The sequence below is a fragment of the Pantoea sp. BAV 3049 genome, assembly GCF_009765445.1.
In the GTDB taxonomy this organism is placed as follows: domain Bacteria; phylum Pseudomonadota; class Gammaproteobacteria; order Enterobacterales; family Enterobacteriaceae; genus Erwinia.
Genome location: NZ_WHOY01000031.1, coordinates 4,828,384 through 4,845,165, shown reverse-complemented (window position 1 = coordinate 4,845,165; position 16,782 = coordinate 4,828,384). Strand labels below are relative to the sequence as shown.

The 16,782-nt window shown below is 53.0% G+C and carries 14 protein-coding genes; 6 read left to right on the top strand and 8 right to left on the bottom strand.

The window, feature by feature from the left end:
- Positions 1–46 precede the first annotated feature (46 nt).
- On the top strand, positions 47–283 hold the full coding sequence (locus tag GSQ70_RS24030) for a YobH family protein (RefSeq protein ID WP_158784868.1): 237 nt from the start codon (positions 47–49) through the stop codon (positions 281–283).
- A 34-nt stretch (positions 284–317) separates the two neighbouring features.
- On the opposite strand, the gene kdgR is transcribed toward GSQ70_RS24030, so the two are convergent.
- Positions 318–1,109 carry a DNA-binding transcriptional regulator KdgR gene (gene kdgR, locus GSQ70_RS24025; RefSeq protein ID WP_158784867.1) on the bottom strand — a complete coding sequence of 264 codons (792 nt, stop codon included), beginning with the start codon at positions 1,107–1,109 and terminating at the stop codon, positions 318–320.
- Positions 1,110–1,303: 194 nt separating this feature from the next.
- Here kdgR and GSQ70_RS24020 point away from each other — a divergent pair, with 194 nt between their 5' ends.
- On the top strand, positions 1,304–2,674 hold the full coding sequence (locus tag GSQ70_RS24020) for an MFS transporter (RefSeq protein ID WP_158784866.1): 1,371 nt from the start codon (positions 1,304–1,306) through the stop codon (positions 2,672–2,674).
- A gap of 54 nt (positions 2,675–2,728) precedes the next feature.
- On the opposite strand, the gene htpX is transcribed toward GSQ70_RS24020, so the two are convergent.
- The 4 genes from htpX to GSQ70_RS24000 all read right to left on the bottom strand — a co-directional run bounded on the left by htpX (position 2,729) and on the right by GSQ70_RS24000 (position 7,196).
- Entirely contained in the window at positions 2,729–3,610 is an 882-nt protein-coding gene (gene htpX, locus GSQ70_RS24015) for a protease HtpX (RefSeq protein ID WP_158784865.1), read from the bottom strand.
- A 246-nt stretch (positions 3,611–3,856) separates the two neighbouring features.
- Entirely contained in the window at positions 3,857–5,896 is a 2,040-nt protein-coding gene (gene prc / locus GSQ70_RS24010; RefSeq protein ID WP_158784864.1) for a carboxy terminal-processing peptidase, read from the bottom strand.
- A gap of 19 nt (positions 5,897–5,915) precedes the next feature.
- Positions 5,916–6,599 carry an RNA chaperone ProQ gene (proQ, locus tag GSQ70_RS24005; RefSeq protein ID WP_158784863.1) on the bottom strand — a complete coding sequence of 228 codons (684 nt, stop codon included), beginning with the start codon at positions 6,597–6,599 and terminating at the stop codon, positions 5,916–5,918.
- Between the two features lie 96 nt (positions 6,600–6,695).
- Complete coding sequence (locus GSQ70_RS24000; protein WP_158784862.1) at positions 6,696–7,196, bottom strand: GAF domain-containing protein; 501 nt, start codon at positions 7,194–7,196, stop codon at positions 6,696–6,698.
- Between the two features lie 226 nt (positions 7,197–7,422).
- On the opposite strand from GSQ70_RS24000, the gene yebS reads away from it, so the two are divergent.
- The 3 genes from yebS to rsmF all read left to right on the top strand — a co-directional run bounded on the left by yebS (position 7,423) and on the right by rsmF (position 12,803).
- Positions 7,423–8,667, top strand: coding sequence for a membrane integrity lipid transport subunit YebS (gene yebS, locus GSQ70_RS23995; protein ID WP_158784861.1), 1,245 nt, complete (start codon positions 7,423–7,425; stop codon positions 8,665–8,667).
- On the top strand, positions 8,636–11,272 hold the full coding sequence (locus GSQ70_RS23990) for a PqiB family protein (RefSeq protein ID WP_158784860.1): 2,637 nt from the start codon (positions 8,636–8,638) through the stop codon (positions 11,270–11,272). Before yebS ends, GSQ70_RS23990 begins: the two co-directional genes overlap by 32 nt.
- Positions 11,273–11,360: 88 nt before the next feature.
- Positions 11,361–12,803 carry a 16S rRNA (cytosine(1407)-C(5))-methyltransferase RsmF gene (rsmF, locus tag GSQ70_RS23985; RefSeq protein ID WP_255455433.1) on the top strand — a complete coding sequence of 481 codons (1,443 nt, stop codon included), beginning with the start codon at positions 11,361–11,363 and terminating at the stop codon, positions 12,801–12,803.
- Between the two features lie 6 nt (positions 12,804–12,809).
- Here rsmF and GSQ70_RS23980 read toward each other — a convergent pair whose 3' ends face one another.
- Entirely contained in the window at positions 12,810–13,457 is a 648-nt protein-coding gene (locus GSQ70_RS23980; protein ID WP_158784858.1) for a metallophosphoesterase, read from the bottom strand.
- 214 nt (positions 13,458–13,671) lie between these two features.
- Positions 13,672–13,971, bottom strand: a complete 300-nt coding sequence (gene yjbD / locus GSQ70_RS23975) for a DUF3811 domain-containing protein (RefSeq protein ID WP_158784857.1) — start codon at positions 13,969–13,971, stop codon at positions 13,672–13,674.
- A 695-nt stretch (positions 13,972–14,666) separates the two neighbouring features.
- On the opposite strand from yjbD, the gene GSQ70_RS23970 reads away from it, so the two are divergent.
- A complete protein-coding gene (locus GSQ70_RS23970; RefSeq protein WP_158784856.1) occupies positions 14,667–15,359 on the top strand; it encodes a hypothetical protein in 693 nt (230 codons plus the stop codon).
- A gap of 1,050 nt (positions 15,360–16,409) precedes the next feature.
- Here GSQ70_RS23970 and GSQ70_RS23965 read toward each other — a convergent pair.
- Positions 16,410–16,748 (bottom strand): YebY family protein, encoded by a 339-nt coding sequence (locus GSQ70_RS23965; RefSeq protein ID WP_158784855.1) that lies wholly within the window; start codon positions 16,746–16,748, stop codon positions 16,410–16,412.
- Between the last annotated feature and the right edge of the window lie 34 nt (positions 16,749–16,782).

The window sequence follows — 16,782 nt, the reverse complement described above, 5'->3', positions numbered from 1 at the left end:
GGGCGAAATGCCAGGGTTGCTGTCTGATAAACTATAAGGGGAATACATGAGATTTTTAGTTCGCATTGTTGCGCTGCTGGTCATTATCTGGCTCGTCCTGTTGATGACTGGCTATGGCGTGCTGACAGGAAGTGCCAAAAACGTCGCCGGTATGGGATTACAGTGTCAGTATCTGACTGCCCGTGGCATGGTTACCGCCCAGTATCTGCATACTGACAGCGGTATTGTCGGCGTGACCGACTGCCCACTGCTGAAGAAAAGCACTGAAGTCGTCGATAACTGATGAATATCGGGCCGGTGACTTCCGGCCCACGTTATTAAAACGGGTAATTGTGATAGCCCATCTGATCGGAAATCTGCCTGGCAGCCTGGTGCAACATCTTCACATAGCCAGCTTTGTCTTCCTCAGAAAAACGAATTGTCGGGAAAGAGAGGCTCAGGCCGGCAATCACCACGCCAAAGCGGTCAAAAACCGGCACGGCGATACAGCGTAGCCCCTCTTCCTGCTCTTCATTATCTTCACCGAAGCCCTGAGAACGCACTTTATCCAGTACGGGCATTAACTCTTCTTTACTGCTCAGCGTCCGGGCGGTACTGCGGGTGAAGATCACCTCCGAGATAATTTCTTCCACTTCATGGCGGTCGCGCCAGGCCAGCAGCACCTTACCAATGGCGGTGCTGTAAAGGGGGTTACGACGACCGATGCGGGAATACATTCTCAGGTTATACAGCGAGTCTATTTTATGGATATAGACGATGCTGTCTTCCTCCAGCGCACCGAGATGGATAGTCTCCCGCGTCTGCCGGGAAATCTCACGCATCTGAATATCCGCGCTGCGGATCAAATCAACGTTTTGTAATGCTTTAGCACCCAGCTCGAACAGCTTCAGAGTCAGGGCGTATTTTTCTGACTCCCCTTCCTGCGAAACATACCCTAATGATTTCATTGTCTGCAAAAAGCGGTAAACAGTGCTTTTGGACATCATTACACGCTGTGAAAGCTCAGTAATGCCGTGCTCCCTCTCCTCGCCCAGCGCCTGCAGGATGCCGAAAACCTTCAGCACCGAGGAGACTGAATCCGGCTGTTTGTCCAATTCGTCCTTTGCCATGAGCCAACCTTTTTAACTGTTTTATAAAAAATGGAACGCTATTTCCAGTATACGTTTGGCCACGTAAGAGGCGCAATGCCCGTAAGCAAATCAGACGGACACATCTGCTGATAGTTTTAGTTCATTAACAGATTGGAATACTCAGTAAAAAATCATTAGCATAATGATATTCACTCTCCTGACTAATCCGGACTATGCCGCAAACTCCACAACAGGACGGCCTTCCCGTTCCTCAGCGCTACGGCGCCATTCTTGCTATTGCCCTGGGTATCACCGTTGCCGTACTTGATGGCGCTATCGCCAACGTAGCCCTGCCGACCATTGCACGTGAGTTACAATCCAGCCCGGCGGAGTCGATCTGGATTGTTAACGCCTATCAGCTGGCGATCATCATTTCTTTACTGTCGCTGTCTTTCCTTGGGGATATTCTTGGCTACCGTCGGGTTTATCAGTGCGGCCTGGTGCTGTTTACCTGTACCTCGCTGTTCTGCGCCCTGTCGAATTCACTGGGGATGCTGACGTTTGCCCGCGTGCTGCAGGGGTTTGGCGGTGCGGCCTTGATGAGCGTGAATACCGCGCTGATCAGGATTATCTATCCGCAACGCTTTCTGGGCCGGGGGATGGGCATTAACTCGCTGATTGTCGCCGTTTCCACCGCAGCCGGGCCTACGGTAGCGGCTGCGGTGTTGTCTGTTGCCTCGTGGAAATGGCTGTTCCTGCTAAACGTCCCGGTCGGGCTGGCGGCACTGTATCTGGCATTCCGCTTCCTGCCGGATAATATGCAAAAGAGCAAAGAACAGCGCTTCGATATTCCCAGCGCGATCATGAATGCCCTGACCTTCGGCCTGCTGATCTCAGCTCTTAGTGGCTTTGCTCAGGGACAGAATATCCGGCTGGTGCTGGCGGAAGTTCTCGGCTTGTTCGTCGTGGGCTTCTTCTTTATCCGCCGCCAGCTGCGTCTGCCCTTCCCGCTGCTGCCGGTTGATTTGCTGCGTATTCCCGTCTTCTCGCTGTCTCTGGGCACTTCAGTCTGCTCTTTCTGCGCGCAGATGCTGGCGATGGTTTCGCTGCCGTTTTTCCTGCAAACAGTGCTGCATCGCGGAGAAGTGGCGACCGGCCTGCTGCTGACTCCGTGGCCGCTGGCCACCATGGTGATGGCGCCGATTGCCGGCAGGCTGATCGAAAGGTATCACGCCGGGCTGCTGGGCGCGGTCGGACTGGGAATGTTTGCCTGCGGACTGTTTTCTCTGGCACTGCTGCCTGCTTCACCGGAAGATCTGAACATAATCTGGCGAATGGCGCTGTGCGGAGCCGGATTCGGGTTATTCCAGTCCCCCAACAACCACACCATCATCTCTTCCGCACCACGCCATCGCAGCGGCGGAGCCAGTGGCATGCTAGGCACGGCTCGCCTGCTCGGCCAGACCAGCGGCGCGGCTCTGGTCGCACTGATGTTCAATCTGTTTGATACACGCGGCACCCATGCCTCGCTGCTGCTGGCAGGCAGTTTTTCCACCGTTGCCGCAGTTGTCAGCGCGCTGCGCATCACCCAGCCCCGTCCTTAACAGGCATAAAAAAACCGGGCCTTACAGCCCGGTTTTTGGTTCAGCCTGAGACAACTACTTCAGGTACTGTCCGCTGCGCAGCGCTTCAATACGCTTATCCAGCGGCGGATGCGACATAAACAGCTCGCTCAGTGACTTCGATTTGCCGTTGATGCAAAACGCCATCATGGTGCTGGCTTCCTGCGGCTCATAGCTGGTTTTCAGACGCTGTAGTGCAGCAATCATCTTCTCACGGCCCACCAGTTTTGCCGAACCGGCGTCGGCGTGAAACTCGCGGTGGCGGGAGAACCACATGGTGATGATGCTGGCGATAATACCAAACACCAGCTCCAGCACCATCGACACCGCGAAGTACACCAGCGGGTTGCCGTTGTTGCTCTCACCTTCATCGCGATCCCCGGACATAAAACCGGCAGCAATCTGCGCAATAATACGCGAGATAAAGATCACAAAGGTGTTCACGATACCCTGGATCAACGTCATGGTGACCATGTCACCGTTGGCAATGTGGCTGATTTCATGCGCCAGCACCGCTTCGGCCTCGTCGCGGCTCATGTTCTGCAACAGGCCGGTGGAGACGGCTACCAGCGACGCATTACGACGGGCACCCGTAGCAAAGGCGTTGATATCCGGCGCGTGGTAGATAGCGACCTGCGGCATGGCGATGCCTGCCTGCTGCGCCTGCTGTGCAATAGTCTGAATCAGCCAGCGTTCGGTTTCGTTGCGTGGCTGCTCAATAACTTCACCGCCTACGGAACGCAACGCCATCCATTTAGACATCAGCAGTGAAACAAACGCACCGCCGAAGCCAAACAGACCCGCCATAATCATCAGGCCCTGTACACTGCTTGACTGGATCCCTGTCAGGCTGAGTATCAGCCCGAAAACCAACATTACCCCCAGGTTGGTCAACAGGAAAAGCGCAATACGCATCATAAAATTTCTTCTTCCTCAGTTAACAAAATCGCTCTTGGCGGATAACTATCCTATGGGCATAGCAAAACATTTCAAGCACTCTCCTGATTTAAGTGTCTAAAAAGACATAACTTTACATTTTGACGCATCTTGCTTTACGCGCGGAGAATGCGCCTGTCAGCCTGTGATCAGAAAAGGTGAAGATTAACCGGGAGTGTGAAAAATTCAGGTAAAAAAAAAGGCACAGACTGTGCTGTGCCCTGAGGGTTATTTTGCTGTCGCCGGTGGCGTCTGAGCTTTCTCAAGCTGCGCCAGGTCGTTAGCAATATCGACCGTTTCATCAAGATACGGATCGGGTTCTTTGTAGTCTTTTGGCAGATCTTCGAGCTTAGCCAGCGGCTTTTTGCCCTCAGCCTGCAAACGGGCATTGATGCGCTCAAGACGCAGTGCATCATCTTCTCGGTTCTCTTTCTCGCGCTCTGCGAGGTTCAGAGAAATGATATTGCGCTTATCTTTGTTAGCATTGAAACGCGCGATATCTTTGATGATGTACTGGAATTCGCGATCTTTTGCGATACGGTCCTGATGCATTTTAAGCAGCTGCGGCTCCAGTGGTTTCATGTCGCCGGTTTTGGTGTAGTTCGCCGCATTGATGCTGTCCCACGGCAGCGCGTTGTCTTCGAACTTTTCACCCGTTTCAACCGCTTCCACACCCGTTGGCATCAGCAGATCTGGCGTTACGCCCTTACGCTGAGTACTGCCGCCGTTAACGCGATAAAACTTCTGAATGGTGTAGGTGATGGAACCCAGCGCAGGCCATTCAGGACGCAGCATCTGATCGTAGATACGGTTCAGCGAACGATACTGCTGCACGGTACCTTTACCAAAGGTCGGCTCACCGACAATCAGCGCACGACCGTAGTCCTGCATTGCCGCCGCAAAGATTTCTGACGCGGATGCACTGAAGCGGTCGACCAGCACCACCAGCGGGCCTTTATAATAAACAATGCCATCGGTATCGCTGTCTTCACGCACTTTGCCATTGTTGTCACGAACCTGTACCACCGGGCCGCTTGGGATAAACAGGCCGGAGAGCGAAACCGCTTCTGTTAGTGCACCGCCGCCGTTGGTACGCAGGTCGATAACGATACTGTCAACGTTTTGCTTCTGCAGTTTCTGCAGCTGCACTTTCACATCATCAGTCAGGCCGACGTAAAAACCTGGGATATCCAGCACGCCAACTTTCTCTTTACCGACATTGTGCACGCTCATTTTAACCGCGCGATCTTCCAGACGGATTTTCTCACGTGTCAGGGTCACGATGCGGGTTTTGGTCCCCTTGCCTGCCGGCAGCACTTCAAGGCGAACTTTACTGCCCTTAGGACCTTTAATCTGCGCCACAACGTCATCAAGACGCCAGCCGATCACATCGACAATGGACTTACCTGGCTGGCCAACACCGACAATGCGGTCGCCAACGGTAATAGATTTGCTTTTCGCTGCAGGGCCACCGGCGACCATGGAATTGATCACGGTGTAATCATCATCCATCTGCAATACCGCACCGATACCTTCCAGAGAAAGGCTCATTTCGGTGTTGAACTGATCGGTGTTGCGCGGCGACAGGTAACTGGTGTGCGGGTCGATTTCGCGGGCAAAGGCGGTCATTGCCAGCTGGAACACGTCCTCGCTGTTACTCTGAGTCAAACGACGAATGGCAAACTGGTAGCGTTTGGTCAGCACATCGCGGATCTCTTTTTCATCTTTACCGGTCAGCTTCAGGCTCAGCTCGTCATATTTGACTTTGGCATCCCACAGCTGATTCAGCTCGGCAGTGGTTTTTGGCCACGGTGACTTGCTGCGGTCGATATCAATGGTATCGTTTCCGGTGAAATTCATTGGCTTGTTCAGCACCGACAGCGCGTACTGATAGCGCTCGAAGCGACGTTTCTGTGCCAGATTGTACAGATCGTAGAAGACGTCCAGCTTACCGCTCTTCAGCTCATCGCCTAAGGTGGTCTTCTTGCTGGCGTACTGATCGACGTCCGAAGAGAGCAGGACGTTGTGGTTGTAGTCGAGCAGGTTCAGATAGCGAGTGAAGATTTTCGCGGAAAAATCCTGATCCAGATCGAACTGACGATAGTGTGAACGGGTGAAGCGTGAGGTAACACGTTCACTGACTGTCGCATGTTGCGCTTCCTGGTGAAGCTGTGGGATTTGGTCAGCGCGCGTAATATTGTCCGCAGCGAAAACATTTCCTGCCAGCAGCAGCCCAGCAATAACGGTGGTTCTGAAAAAGTTGTTCATGCCCTGATTGGCCTCCGTATCAGAACTGCAAGTGTTCTGCGCGTACTATCATTGCCAGGCCGGAAGCCAGCTGGACCCGGACGCCATCTTTAGTGATCTCAAGAATGGTCGCATCCATCGCACTTTTACCCGCGGTGACTTTGATATTCTGACCCACCTGCAATGCTGCAGTATCGGTGACGGGTTTGGTACGCGGTGGCTGACTTTCGGCGGCAGGTGCGCGCTCAGCAGCAGGACGCTGTGGTTTGCTGCGAGCCTGACGTGGCTGGTCGCCTTCTGCAGAAGGCTTACGGGCCGGCTTGCGAGGACGACGGGGGGCGTTTTCTTCACCCGCTTCGCGTTTTTTCGCCTGTTGCTGCTCGCGCTGTGCCTGAACACGCGCTTTTGCCTCTTCGAGCTGCTTACGGGCATGTTCAACATGCTGCTCGTCGAGGACGCCGCAGGCGTTGCCATCCAGGTCAACGCGGGTGGCACCAGCTTTGATGCCATACAAATAGCGCCAGCTGGAAGTGTAGAGGCGCAGCGCGGAACGAAGCTGAGTTTTACTCAGGCTCATTTCGCCCTGTACACGGTCGACTAAATCCTGAAAGATGCCGATCTTTAGCGGGCGTGCTTCGCCTTCGGCACTGAAGCATTGGGGAAAACGCTCGGCCAGAAAGGCAATAACTTCTTTGCTGCTATTCAACTTGGGTTGATTTTCCATGAAATTTCCTGATTACAACGGGTAGCCAACAAGCCGCAGGCATGAACAGGCGTCATTATAATGACCCCATCGGCAAATGCTACGTGATCCAGAGCTTTAGCTGCATTTCATGTGAATAAATTTTTCCACATCAGACCCGGCAAGCACTTCACACAGCCCGTCAGTCAGGGCTGACAGCCCCGCTTCGTCTTCGCTGTCGAAGCGGTTATACACTACGCTGTCGATGTCCAGTACGCCAATTGTCTGGCCGTTAACCACCAGCGGCAGTACGATTTCTGCATTGCTGGCCGCATCGCAGGCTATATGACCCGGAAACGCATGCACGTCATCCACGCGCTGGATCCGACTCTCAGCCACCGCCGTGCCACAAACCCCTTTGCCCACAGGAATGCGCACGCAGGCTATTTTGCCCTGGAAAGGCCCCAGCACCAGCGTATCCGCTTCGGTCAGCAAATAGAAACCTGCCCAGTTAACACCTTCCAGGCGCTCAAATAAAAGTGCGCTACAATTGCCCATCGCCGCCAGAAAGCTGGTCTCGCCTGCAATGAGTGCACGCAAATCACGGTTCAGGTCCGAATAAAATTCTGCTTTTGTCATTTTTTAACCATTGTGGAAACTTGTCACGAGGCCCATCATGACCCCGCCTGTTAAAATAAGCATTAAATGTCCAGCGGGACAAGGTGAATGATTCCGTTAGTTAATATACCCTTATCCGTCTGGAGCAGTTGAGCATGACCGGGATGGGTCAATTTACCGCCGTGGCGATGAAAAAGCCTAACCCTGCCCTGGACCTGGTCCGGGCCTGAGCACCAAAATCAGGATTATGAAAATACACGCTATCAGCCATGCTCTGCCTCAGGCACGTTATCAGCGTTGCCCGCAATGCGATACCCTTTTTTCCTTACCAGATGTGAAATCCAACCAGTCGGCACACTGCCCCCGCTGCAACGCCAGGATCCTGAACGGCCGTGACTGGTCAATGACCCGTCTGACCGCAATGGCAGTGACTATGTTGATGCTGATGCCCTTTGCTTTCAACGAATCACTGCTGACCATTCGCTTGCTGGGCACCAATATTCGCGCCAGCCTGCTGGAAGGCATCACGCAGATGGCGCTGCAGGGAGATGTGATCACCGCATCAATGGTAGCGTTCTGTACCATCGGTGCGCCTGCCACGCTGGTTGCTTCCATTGCCTGGCTCTATTTTGGCAATATGCTGGGCATGAACCTGCGCCCGATCCTGCTGATGCTCGACCGTCTCAAGGAATGGGTGATGCTGGATATCTACCTGGTCGGGATCGCGGTCGCCTCAATTAAAGTGCAGGATTATGCAGATATCACTCTTGGCCCCGGATTGATAGCCTTTATCTCTCTGGCTATCCTCAGCCTGATCACGCTAATTCATATAAATGTCGAGCAGCTGTGGCACCGCTTTTACCCGCAGCCACACCTGAATGTGGCTCCGGAGCAGTTGCAGGTTTGTCTCAGTTGCCACCACACGGGACTGCCTGACGATCGCGGACGTTGCCCGCGCTGCCATACCCCACTGTATTTCCGGCGGCGCTTCAGCCTGCAAAAGTCCTGGGCGGCACTGATCGCCTCAATAGTGCTGCTGATCCCGGCGAACCTGCTGCCAATTTCAATCATCTACCTTAATGGTGCGAAACAGCAGGACACCATCCTTTCCGGCATCATGTCGCTGGCTGCGGGAAATATTCCCGTGGCCGCAGTAGTATTTATTGCCAGTATTCTGGTTCCCTTTACTAAAGTGATAGTGCTGCTCACGCTGTTGATCAGCATTCATTTTAAATGCGAACAGGGCCTGAAAACCCGAGTCCGCCTCCTGCGGGTGGTCACCTGGGTAGGCCGCTGGTCGATGCTGGATCTGTTTGTGATTTCGCTAACCATGTCGCTGGTTAATCGTGACCAGCTTCTGGCTTTTACCATGGGACCGGCAGCCTTCTATTTTGGCTCATCGGTCATCCTCACTATCCTCGCCGTCGAGTGGCTGGATAGCCGTTTACTTTGGGATGCACATGCAACAGGAAACGCCGACTACACCGACTAACGCACGCATTAAAAACCGGCGCAAGATTTCGCCGTTCTGGCTGCTGCCCTTTATTGCGCTGCTGATCGCTGGCTGGCTGGTCTGGACTAACTACCAGGAGCGCGGCACTACGGTCACCATTGATTTCGCTACGGCGGACGGCATTGTGCCGGGCAGAACCCCGGTGCGTTACCAGGGCGTGGAGGTAGGTCTGGTGCAGGGCATCAGCATGACTGACGACCTGCGGACCATCAAAATCAAAGCCAGCATCAAAAATGACATGAAGGATGCGCTGCGTGAGAACACGCAGTTCTGGCTGGTTACGCCTAAAGCCTCACTGGCGGGCGTTTCCGGGCTGGATGCGCTGGTTGGCGGTAACTACATCGGCATGATGCCGGGCAAAGGTCAGCCGAAGGAAAACTTCGTCGCGCTGGACACTCAGCCAAAGTATCGTGTGAATACCGGCGAGATGCTGATCCACCTGCACACCCCGGATTTGGGGTCGCTGAATACCGGATCGCTGGTCTATTATCGCAAAATTCCGGTCGGCCGGGTTTACGATTACAGCATTAATCCAGGCAATCAGGGCGTGACGGTTGACGTGCTGATCGAGCGTCGCTTCACTAATCTGGTGAAAAAGGACAGCCGCTTCTGGAACGTTTCGGGCGTGAAGGCGGACGTTGGTCTCAGTGGTGCGAAAGTCGAACTGGAAAGTCTCGCCGCATTGGTAAACGGAGCGATAGCGTTTGACTCACCTGAAGAGTCAGGACAGGCGAAAACCGACGACAATTACGACCTCTATCCTGACCTGGCACACAGCCATCGTGGCGTCAGCATCAAACTCGACCTGCCTGACGGCAAAAATTTGAAAGCTAACAGTACGGTGCTGATGTATCAGGGACTGGAAGTCGGCACGCTGACCAGCCTCAACCTGCAGCCTGGCGGTAAAGTGACCGGCGAACTGACTATCGATCCCTCAGTCACAGGGCTGATGCGCAGCGGCACCCGTATTGAAATGCGCAGCCCAAAAATCAGCCTGTCGGATACCAGCCTCAGCAGCCTCCTCACCGGAAATACACTGGAGCTGATCCCGGGCGAAGGGCCTCCGCAGGATCATTACACCGTGCTGCCGGGCAATGAGTCATTGCTGCAGCAGCCGAATGCCATCGAGGTCAAACTAACCTCGCCCGAGAGTTATGGCATTGATGCCGGTCAGCCGGTGATGCTGCACGGCATGCAGATTGGCCAGGTGGTCAGCCGCACGCTGACGGAGCAAGGGGTCAACTTCGTCGTGGCTGTTGCATCTGATTACCGGCATCTCGTACATGGTGACAGTAAGTTCATCATTAACAGCCGCCTGGACGTGAAGCTGGGCCTGGACGGAATGGAAGTGCTGGGTGCCAGCGCCCGCGAATGGATTGATGGCGGTATCCGCCTCGATCCGGGCAGCAAAGGCGAAGTGAAAGAGAGCTATCCGCTGTATGCCAACGCGGAGAAAGCAGCGGAAGGTATTACCACCAATCAGCTGCCCACCACTCTGACGCTGACCGCCAACAGCCTGCCGGATATTCAGGCCGGTTCCGTGGTGCTCTATCGTAAGTTCCAGGTGGGTCAAATCGTTGACGTGACGCCAAGAGCTAACGAGTTCGATGTGCGGGTGCATATCAAGCCGGAGTACCGCAAGTTGCTGACACCGAACAGCGTGTTCTGGTCTGAAGGCGGTGCCCGCGTACAGCTGAACGGCAGTGGCCTGACGGTTCAGGCTTCGCCGCTGAACCGTGCGCTGAAAGGTGCGATCAGCTTCGATAACCTGGTGGGTGCCGGTGTGGGGCTGACCAGCAAAGACAAGCGCGTGCTGTATGATTCGGAAACGGCTGCCCGAGCGGTCGGCAGCCAGATTGCGCTGCACACCTACGATGCCAGCAAGCTGTCGGCAGGTATGCCAATTCGCTATCTCGGCATCACCATCGGTCAGCTCGAATCACTGGCGCTCAGCCCGGATAAAAACCAGGTGATTGCCAAAGCAGTCCTCTATCCGGAATACGTGCAGGATTTTGCAAGGCTGGGCAGCCGCTTCTCGGTTGTCTCTCCGGAGATTTCTGCTGCAGGCGTTAACCATCTGGATACGCTGCTCCAGCCCTACATCAACGTGGATCCGGGTAAAGGGCGTGCCCAACGCAGCTTTGAACTGCAGGAGTCGACCATTACCGATGCGCGTTATCTTGACGGGCTGAACGTGGTGATGGACGCGCCTGAAGGAGGCTCGCTCTCTGTTGGCACGCCGGTTCTGTTCCGCGGTATCGAAGTGGGTACCGTAACCGGAACTTCGCTGGGTGCAATGGCCGACCGCGTGCAAATTACGCTGCGGATCAGCAAAAAGTATCAGCACCTGGTACGCAATAACTCGGTGTTCTGGCTGGCTTCCGGCTATAACCTGAAATTCGGACTGATCGGTGGTGTGGTGAAAACCGGTACCTTCCAGCAGTTTATTCAGGGTGGCATTGCCTTTGCCACGCCGCCAACCATTCCGCTGGCCCCGCAGGCGTCCTCTGGCAAACACTTCCTGCTGGAAGATGAAGAACCGAAGGACTGGCGCAAATGGGGGACGGCGCTCCCCGCTAACTAATCCGGACGGGCAGCTCAGGCTGCCCGTTTTTTTATGCCGTCGGGGATGTGATAAACTCGCCCTACTTTTTTCCAGACGGAATTTTTCAGTGTCCTCCTCCTCCTCACGTGTGTATTTTCCCGAGCTCTTTCTCAACCAGATGCGCGAACTGCTGCCTGATGCAGCCGAATTCGACAAATTTATGGCAATCAGCCAGCAGCCATTACGCCGCAGCCTGCGGGTTAATACGCTGAAAATCAGCGTGGCTCACTTTCTGGCCCTGGTGGAACCTTATCAGTGGGCGCTGACGCCGATCCCGTGGTGTGAAGAAGGATTCTGGATTTCACGCGATGATGCTGATGCCATCCCGCTGGGCAGCACCGCAGAACATCTTTCGGGTCTGTTCTATATTCAGGAAGCGAGTTCAATGCTCCCGGTCACCGCCCTGTTTGACGGCTGTCCCGATCCTGAACGAGTGATGGATGTGGCGGCCGCGCCGGGATCGAAGACCACGCAGATTGCGGCAAAGATGGGAAATAAAGGAGCCATTCTGGCCAATGAATACTCCGCCAGCCGGGTGAAGGTGCTGCATGCTAACCTCAGCCGCTGCGGCGTCAGTAATACTGCCATGACCCATTTCGATGGCCGCGTATTCGGACCGGCGCTGCCGGAGACGTTTGATGCCATTCTGCTGGATGCGCCCTGTTCCGGCGAAGGTGTGATCAGGAAAGATGCAGATGCCCTGCGTAACTGGACGCCGGAGAGCATGGCTGAGATAGCTGCCACTCAGCACGACCTGATTGAGAGTGCTTTCCATGCCCTGCGCCCTGGTGGCACGTTGATTTACTCAACCTGCACCCTGAACCGCAGCGAAAATCAGCAGGTAGTGGCCTGGCTGATGGCGGCGTACCCTGGTGCTGTTGACATCGAACCGCTACATTCTCTGTTCCCTGGCGCGGAACATGCCTGTACGGAAGAAGGGTTCCTGCATGTTTTCCCACAGATTTTCGACAGCGAAGGTTTTTTCGTTGCCCGATTACGTAAAGTGCAAAGCGTGCCTCCTCTCCCGCTTCCTGGCTATAAAGTCGGTAAGCTTCCTTTCACTCCGGTAAGACCGCGCGAGGAACAGGAGATCGCCAATGCTGCAGGAAAATCTGGCCTGGCGTGGAACAGCAAAACCCACGGCCTGTGGCAGCGTGATAAAGAGCTGTGGCTGTTTCCGCGCGCCATTGAACCGCTGCTGGGTAAAGTTCGCTTTTCGCGTATTGGGCTGAAGCTGGCGGAAACTTTTCCGAAAGGCTTTCGCTGGCAGCATGAAGCGGTGATTGCGCTGGCGAAGCCAGAAGCGGCAAACCGGCTTGAATTGACCCTGGCGGAAGCGGAAGAGTGGTATCGCGGTCGGGACATCTATCCGGAGCGTGATTTACCCGCAGATGAAGTGATTGTGACCTGCCAGCAACACCCAATCGGACTGGCTAAAAAGGTTAACAGCCGGATCAAAAACAATTATCCGCGCGATCTGGTCCGCGACGGGAAGCTGTTCTCATCCTGAAGATGCTCACTGAACCTGCACCAGCGTCAGCCGGTTGCCGAATACGGCACCGGTATCAATAAAATGCTGATTGTAAGCATTGAGGGGAGCGGAAAGCGGCGTGTGGCCAAAATAGAAGGCATCCGCCCCGGTAATGGCGGCTCCCCTGCCTTTTTGCAGTGATTCAATACGGGAACGGCTCCACACCACTTCAGCGCAGTCAACCTCCGCTCCCCAGGCATAGTGGTCGCCAGGATAATCGGCATGGGCCACCACCACTATTTGATCCTCCAGCAACAGATGGAGGATCAGCGGCATTTCCCGACAACGATTAAGCGCATGTTTTGCCTCAATCATCCGCACTCCATCGAGCTGATAAAACCAGTCACCACCATTTCTCATCCACTGCTGGTGATTACCCCCGCTCAGAGCATTCAGGGCCATCTCTTCGTGATTGCCGCGCACGCTGCGAAACCAGGGTTCATTGAGCAGCGCCAGGCAGCCCGGGCTGTCCGGACCGCGGTCAATCAAATCCCCCACGCTGACCAGCAAATCCTGTTCCACATCGAAGTGATGTGCCAGCAACTGCTCATCCAGCATCCGGCGGCAACCGTGTAAATCACCGACGATAAATATATGCCGCCAGTTTTCACCGTTAAGATATTGATACATCATCGTTACACCCTGGTACGCTTTTACTGAAATATTGACTGTTTGTTTAAGGAATACGCACTACAGTATAGTCAGTTCAGGGAACCGGAAATCGACAGCCAATGAGCAATCAAAAACAGTTCTATTTTATGCTGGCACTGATCGCCGTCGGCAGCGCTTTAGTGATTGAGGTGCTGGCCAGGTTAGTTCATTTGCTGGTTGTGGGCTGACGCCCCTGTTAGCGCTCTTTCAACGCCCGTGGGTTTTTACTCCTCGAAGCTGACCAGTTAAAATCTTTGATCTCACTTTCTTTCGCCGCTGCGGGTTTGCGTGGTTTTTTCGAGATAACGGCTTTGGTTGTCTCCTTTACCACACGATCTTTCATCACCAGGCGTTTCGCTTCTTTCAGGATCTCCTTCTCCTCTTTCTTACTCGCCACGTGCCCCAACTTCAGGGTCAGTGCCTCTACCTTCGCCGAGACCAGCTCTTTTTCACTGTCGGTAAACTGGTCAATCGAAATCTCTTTATCATTTTTCATCAGATCGACTCCAGGCCAGAACGTGCGGACGCAAACTTCGCGTGTCATTGGTGCCCATTGAGGGTAGAGCGTTGTCAGAGGATACACAAGCAGGAGGAAGAGAATAATAGAGGCGATCGGGGATAAAAATGGGAGGTGGCACACTTGATGAAAATCACCTTCCTCAGCATCGTTTTAACGTGCTCGTCTGGTTATTTATCCTGATCGGTATCTGGTCTTTCTGGAGTGGCTGTTTCAAATTCCTGGACGGGTTGTTCCAAATCGCAAAGCAACCAGCCCGAAACCAAAAAACAATCGGTGCTCCCCCCACTACCAGGAGTACCGGCAGCCAGGCCAACTTCACCCTTACCTCGCTAAAAATGGCCGGCTGATTGAGTTTGACGGGAACGGTCTGGTATCGGGTCAGAAGATCCTGCAGGAGGAGGTGATAGTCCGAACGATTGATACGATTGATACGATTGAATGGATTCCTGACAGGACCGGGCTGGTCAAGAAGGAAGCGATCGAGGAAATGGCGAGAGGGTTTGGAAATATGTGGGGTGCAGCATCTCCGGGAATTTCTTCTTTACATGGTTAAACCAAAACCACATAGTTGATGCGGTCAGCTTACGGCCTGGTAATGTCCCAGTTATGCAGCATAAGGTTGCCGGTTAGCCAACCCATACAACAAACAAGGATGATTTAAAGAGGGAATAGTGCGCTACAACCGATTTATAATCGACAAGTTAGAAGCAGACAAACAACTGGCAATCCTTTTCGATAAAGGCGTCCAGGGATCAGGTCGTATGGCGCTTGAGCAGGCTAATAAAATTGCGTCAGGATTCACCCGGCTCACATGGTATTCATCGTGTTTTTTTGATAATTATAAAGATGTTTGTTCAAACCTGGCGCATGAGGATCTAAGATTTTTAGAGGGATTATTGCAACTGATAGTGCGGCCAAATGTGGTTCTTGATATGGTACAAATAATGGTCAAGGACATTGTAGGCAATCAGTCTGAAGAGAAAATACAAAATATCCATCTCATTTTGTTGCAAAAAGGCGCTCAATTTTCAAGCTCAAAATATACCCCTAAAGCATTCACTTTCAGCATTTCTACGGCCATTTGTTCCAGTTTTGGGATGCGCGTTGCTATTGACAGCCTTATCACTCGAATTTCGAAAAACGCTGTAGGCGCAGTCTCATTATATTCTTATGTAGCGACCGCTGCCGCTGCTGCGGCCAGGCTCAAATCAAGAAAACCTCTGGTTTTTGCAGCACTTTACCGGGCTAAATTAGATATGCTTTATTTTATTATCGAACCTGTATTCTCTACAGCAGATGCCGCCGGAAGTTCCATGAGAAGCGAAAGAGAAATTGCTGATGATATTATGAGGCTCATAAAATGAATAAATGGATAAGATTACTTTGGGATGATTTTGTTGATGATATTTTTTTTGTTTATCTCCCATTGACGTCATTAATTATATTTGCATTAATAGCTGTGGCATTCTGGCCCAGCCTTGCTATTATTTCAATCGCGCTATATATTATCGCCATGGTTAAATTTATTTGTATCTTTCATAAGAAATATCCCAAGCTCAATCCTCTCAGAAAAAACAGAAAATAAAAAACCCGGCGTGAGCCGGGCCTGGTGTCAGTGCTTCAGGGAGGGAACTTTCAGGTAAGGGGTAACTCAGGGACGATCAACATAATGCGGCGTAATTGTGAGTGTCACAACACCAAACACTGTCACCTCTTCCAGTGCTGGCCCCTCAATCGAATTGCCATCTATCGTGATTGGCGCACTCCACATTAATTTACCCAAGGCACCCTCCCCATTCAGTTCAAAAACAAACGGCTGGCCAGCCAGATTTTCTTATAAGTCCGTGTATTCGCAAAAACAACCAGGAGGGAGCACTGCACCCTGACAACCTCACAAATTTTTTTTGCGTCCGCCCGGAACGCATCTGGTCTGAAGTTTACTGACTCACCGCCAGGCTTTCATAAATCAGAAGCCTGGGCGGCAGGCTTTATGAAAAGCATAAGGACAAAGAATTTGCCCATAAATTGCTGGGCCATAAAACGGAGGCAATGACAGAAAAATATCTCGATACACGCGGAAAAGAGTAGGTGATGGTATAAAAGCCTGGAGATATAATTTCGGAATTTTTTCGGGATAAGGAAATTAACCCCTGTAAAACAATTAATTAAAAAAAGACTGAAGACGATTCCTGTCTTCAGTCCAGGGAAATGGCTCCTGAAGGAGCCGTGCGCTAAAAGTTGGCATTATTGCAGGCGATGTCGCCTTGCCCTTTAAAAGATAGTCGAGATGTGAGGTTTTTCCAGCCAGTTGTCAACAGCGGGACCGAAAGATGCCAGCTCTGTGATCGTGCTGGCAGAATTGTCACATTACGGTTTTTTAACGGGGTTCAACCAACTCAGCAGTCGATACTGCCTCAGTCGCACAGCTTCTGAGCACGTTCGATAAACGGCGCGAGACTCTTCTTCTGTCCGGGATGCTGGGGATCGTCAATCTGAATCACGCTAATCGGCTGCCCTTTCATCTGACCACTTTTCATCATCTGCTGCGCCGCGTCGTTTAGCGGATACTGCATCAGCGTGCTCGGGTTTACCGCCAGCAACGCGCCACCTTTGGCACAGGTCAGCATCACCTCTTCCCGATTAAACGCCCAGTTATCTTTGCCTATTTCGAAGCGGCTGACGGTGATAATCTCCGCAGCCATCGCGCTGGTACAAAAACTCAGAGCAATCATCAGACTGGCCAATTTTTTCATGGTGTAGCAAACCTCTCCGGTTAACGCCTGTTAC

Excerpts from the sequence above, each read along its gene's own strand:
- GSQ70_RS24030 (WP_158784868.1), top strand. The coding sequence starts at position 47 with ATGAGATTTTTAGTTCGCATTGTTGCGCTGCTGGTCATTATCTGGCTC.
- kdgR (WP_158784867.1), bottom strand. The coding sequence starts at position 1,109 with ATGGCAAAGGACGAATTGGACAAACAGCCGGATTCAGTCTCCTCGGTG.
- GSQ70_RS24020 (WP_158784866.1), top strand. The coding sequence starts at position 1,304 with ATGCCGCAAACTCCACAACAGGACGGCCTTCCCGTTCCTCAGCGCTAC.
- htpX (WP_158784865.1), bottom strand. The coding sequence starts at position 3,610 with ATGATGCGTATTGCGCTTTTCCTGTTGACCAACCTGGGGGTAATGTTG.
- prc (WP_158784864.1), bottom strand. The coding sequence starts at position 5,896 with ATGAACAACTTTTTCAGAACCACCGTTATTGCTGGGCTGCTGCTGGCA.
- proQ (WP_158784863.1), bottom strand. The coding sequence starts at position 6,599 with ATGGAAAATCAACCCAAGTTGAATAGCAGCAAAGAAGTTATTGCCTTT.
- GSQ70_RS24000 (WP_158784862.1), bottom strand. The coding sequence starts at position 7,196 with ATGACAAAAGCAGAATTTTATTCGGACCTGAACCGTGATTTGCGTGCA.
- yebS (WP_158784861.1), top strand. The coding sequence starts at position 7,423 with ATGAAAATACACGCTATCAGCCATGCTCTGCCTCAGGCACGTTATCAG.
- GSQ70_RS23990 (WP_158784860.1), top strand. The coding sequence starts at position 8,636 with ATGCAACAGGAAACGCCGACTACACCGACTAACGCACGCATTAAAAAC.
- GSQ70_RS23980 (WP_158784858.1), bottom strand. The coding sequence starts at position 13,457 with ATGATGTATCAATATCTTAACGGTGAAAACTGGCGGCATATATTTATC.
- yjbD (WP_158784857.1), bottom strand. The coding sequence starts at position 13,971 with ATGAAAAATGATAAAGAGATTTCGATTGACCAGTTTACCGACAGTGAA.
- GSQ70_RS23965 (WP_158784855.1), bottom strand. The coding sequence starts at position 16,748 with ATGAAAAAATTGGCCAGTCTGATGATTGCTCTGAGTTTTTGTACCAGC.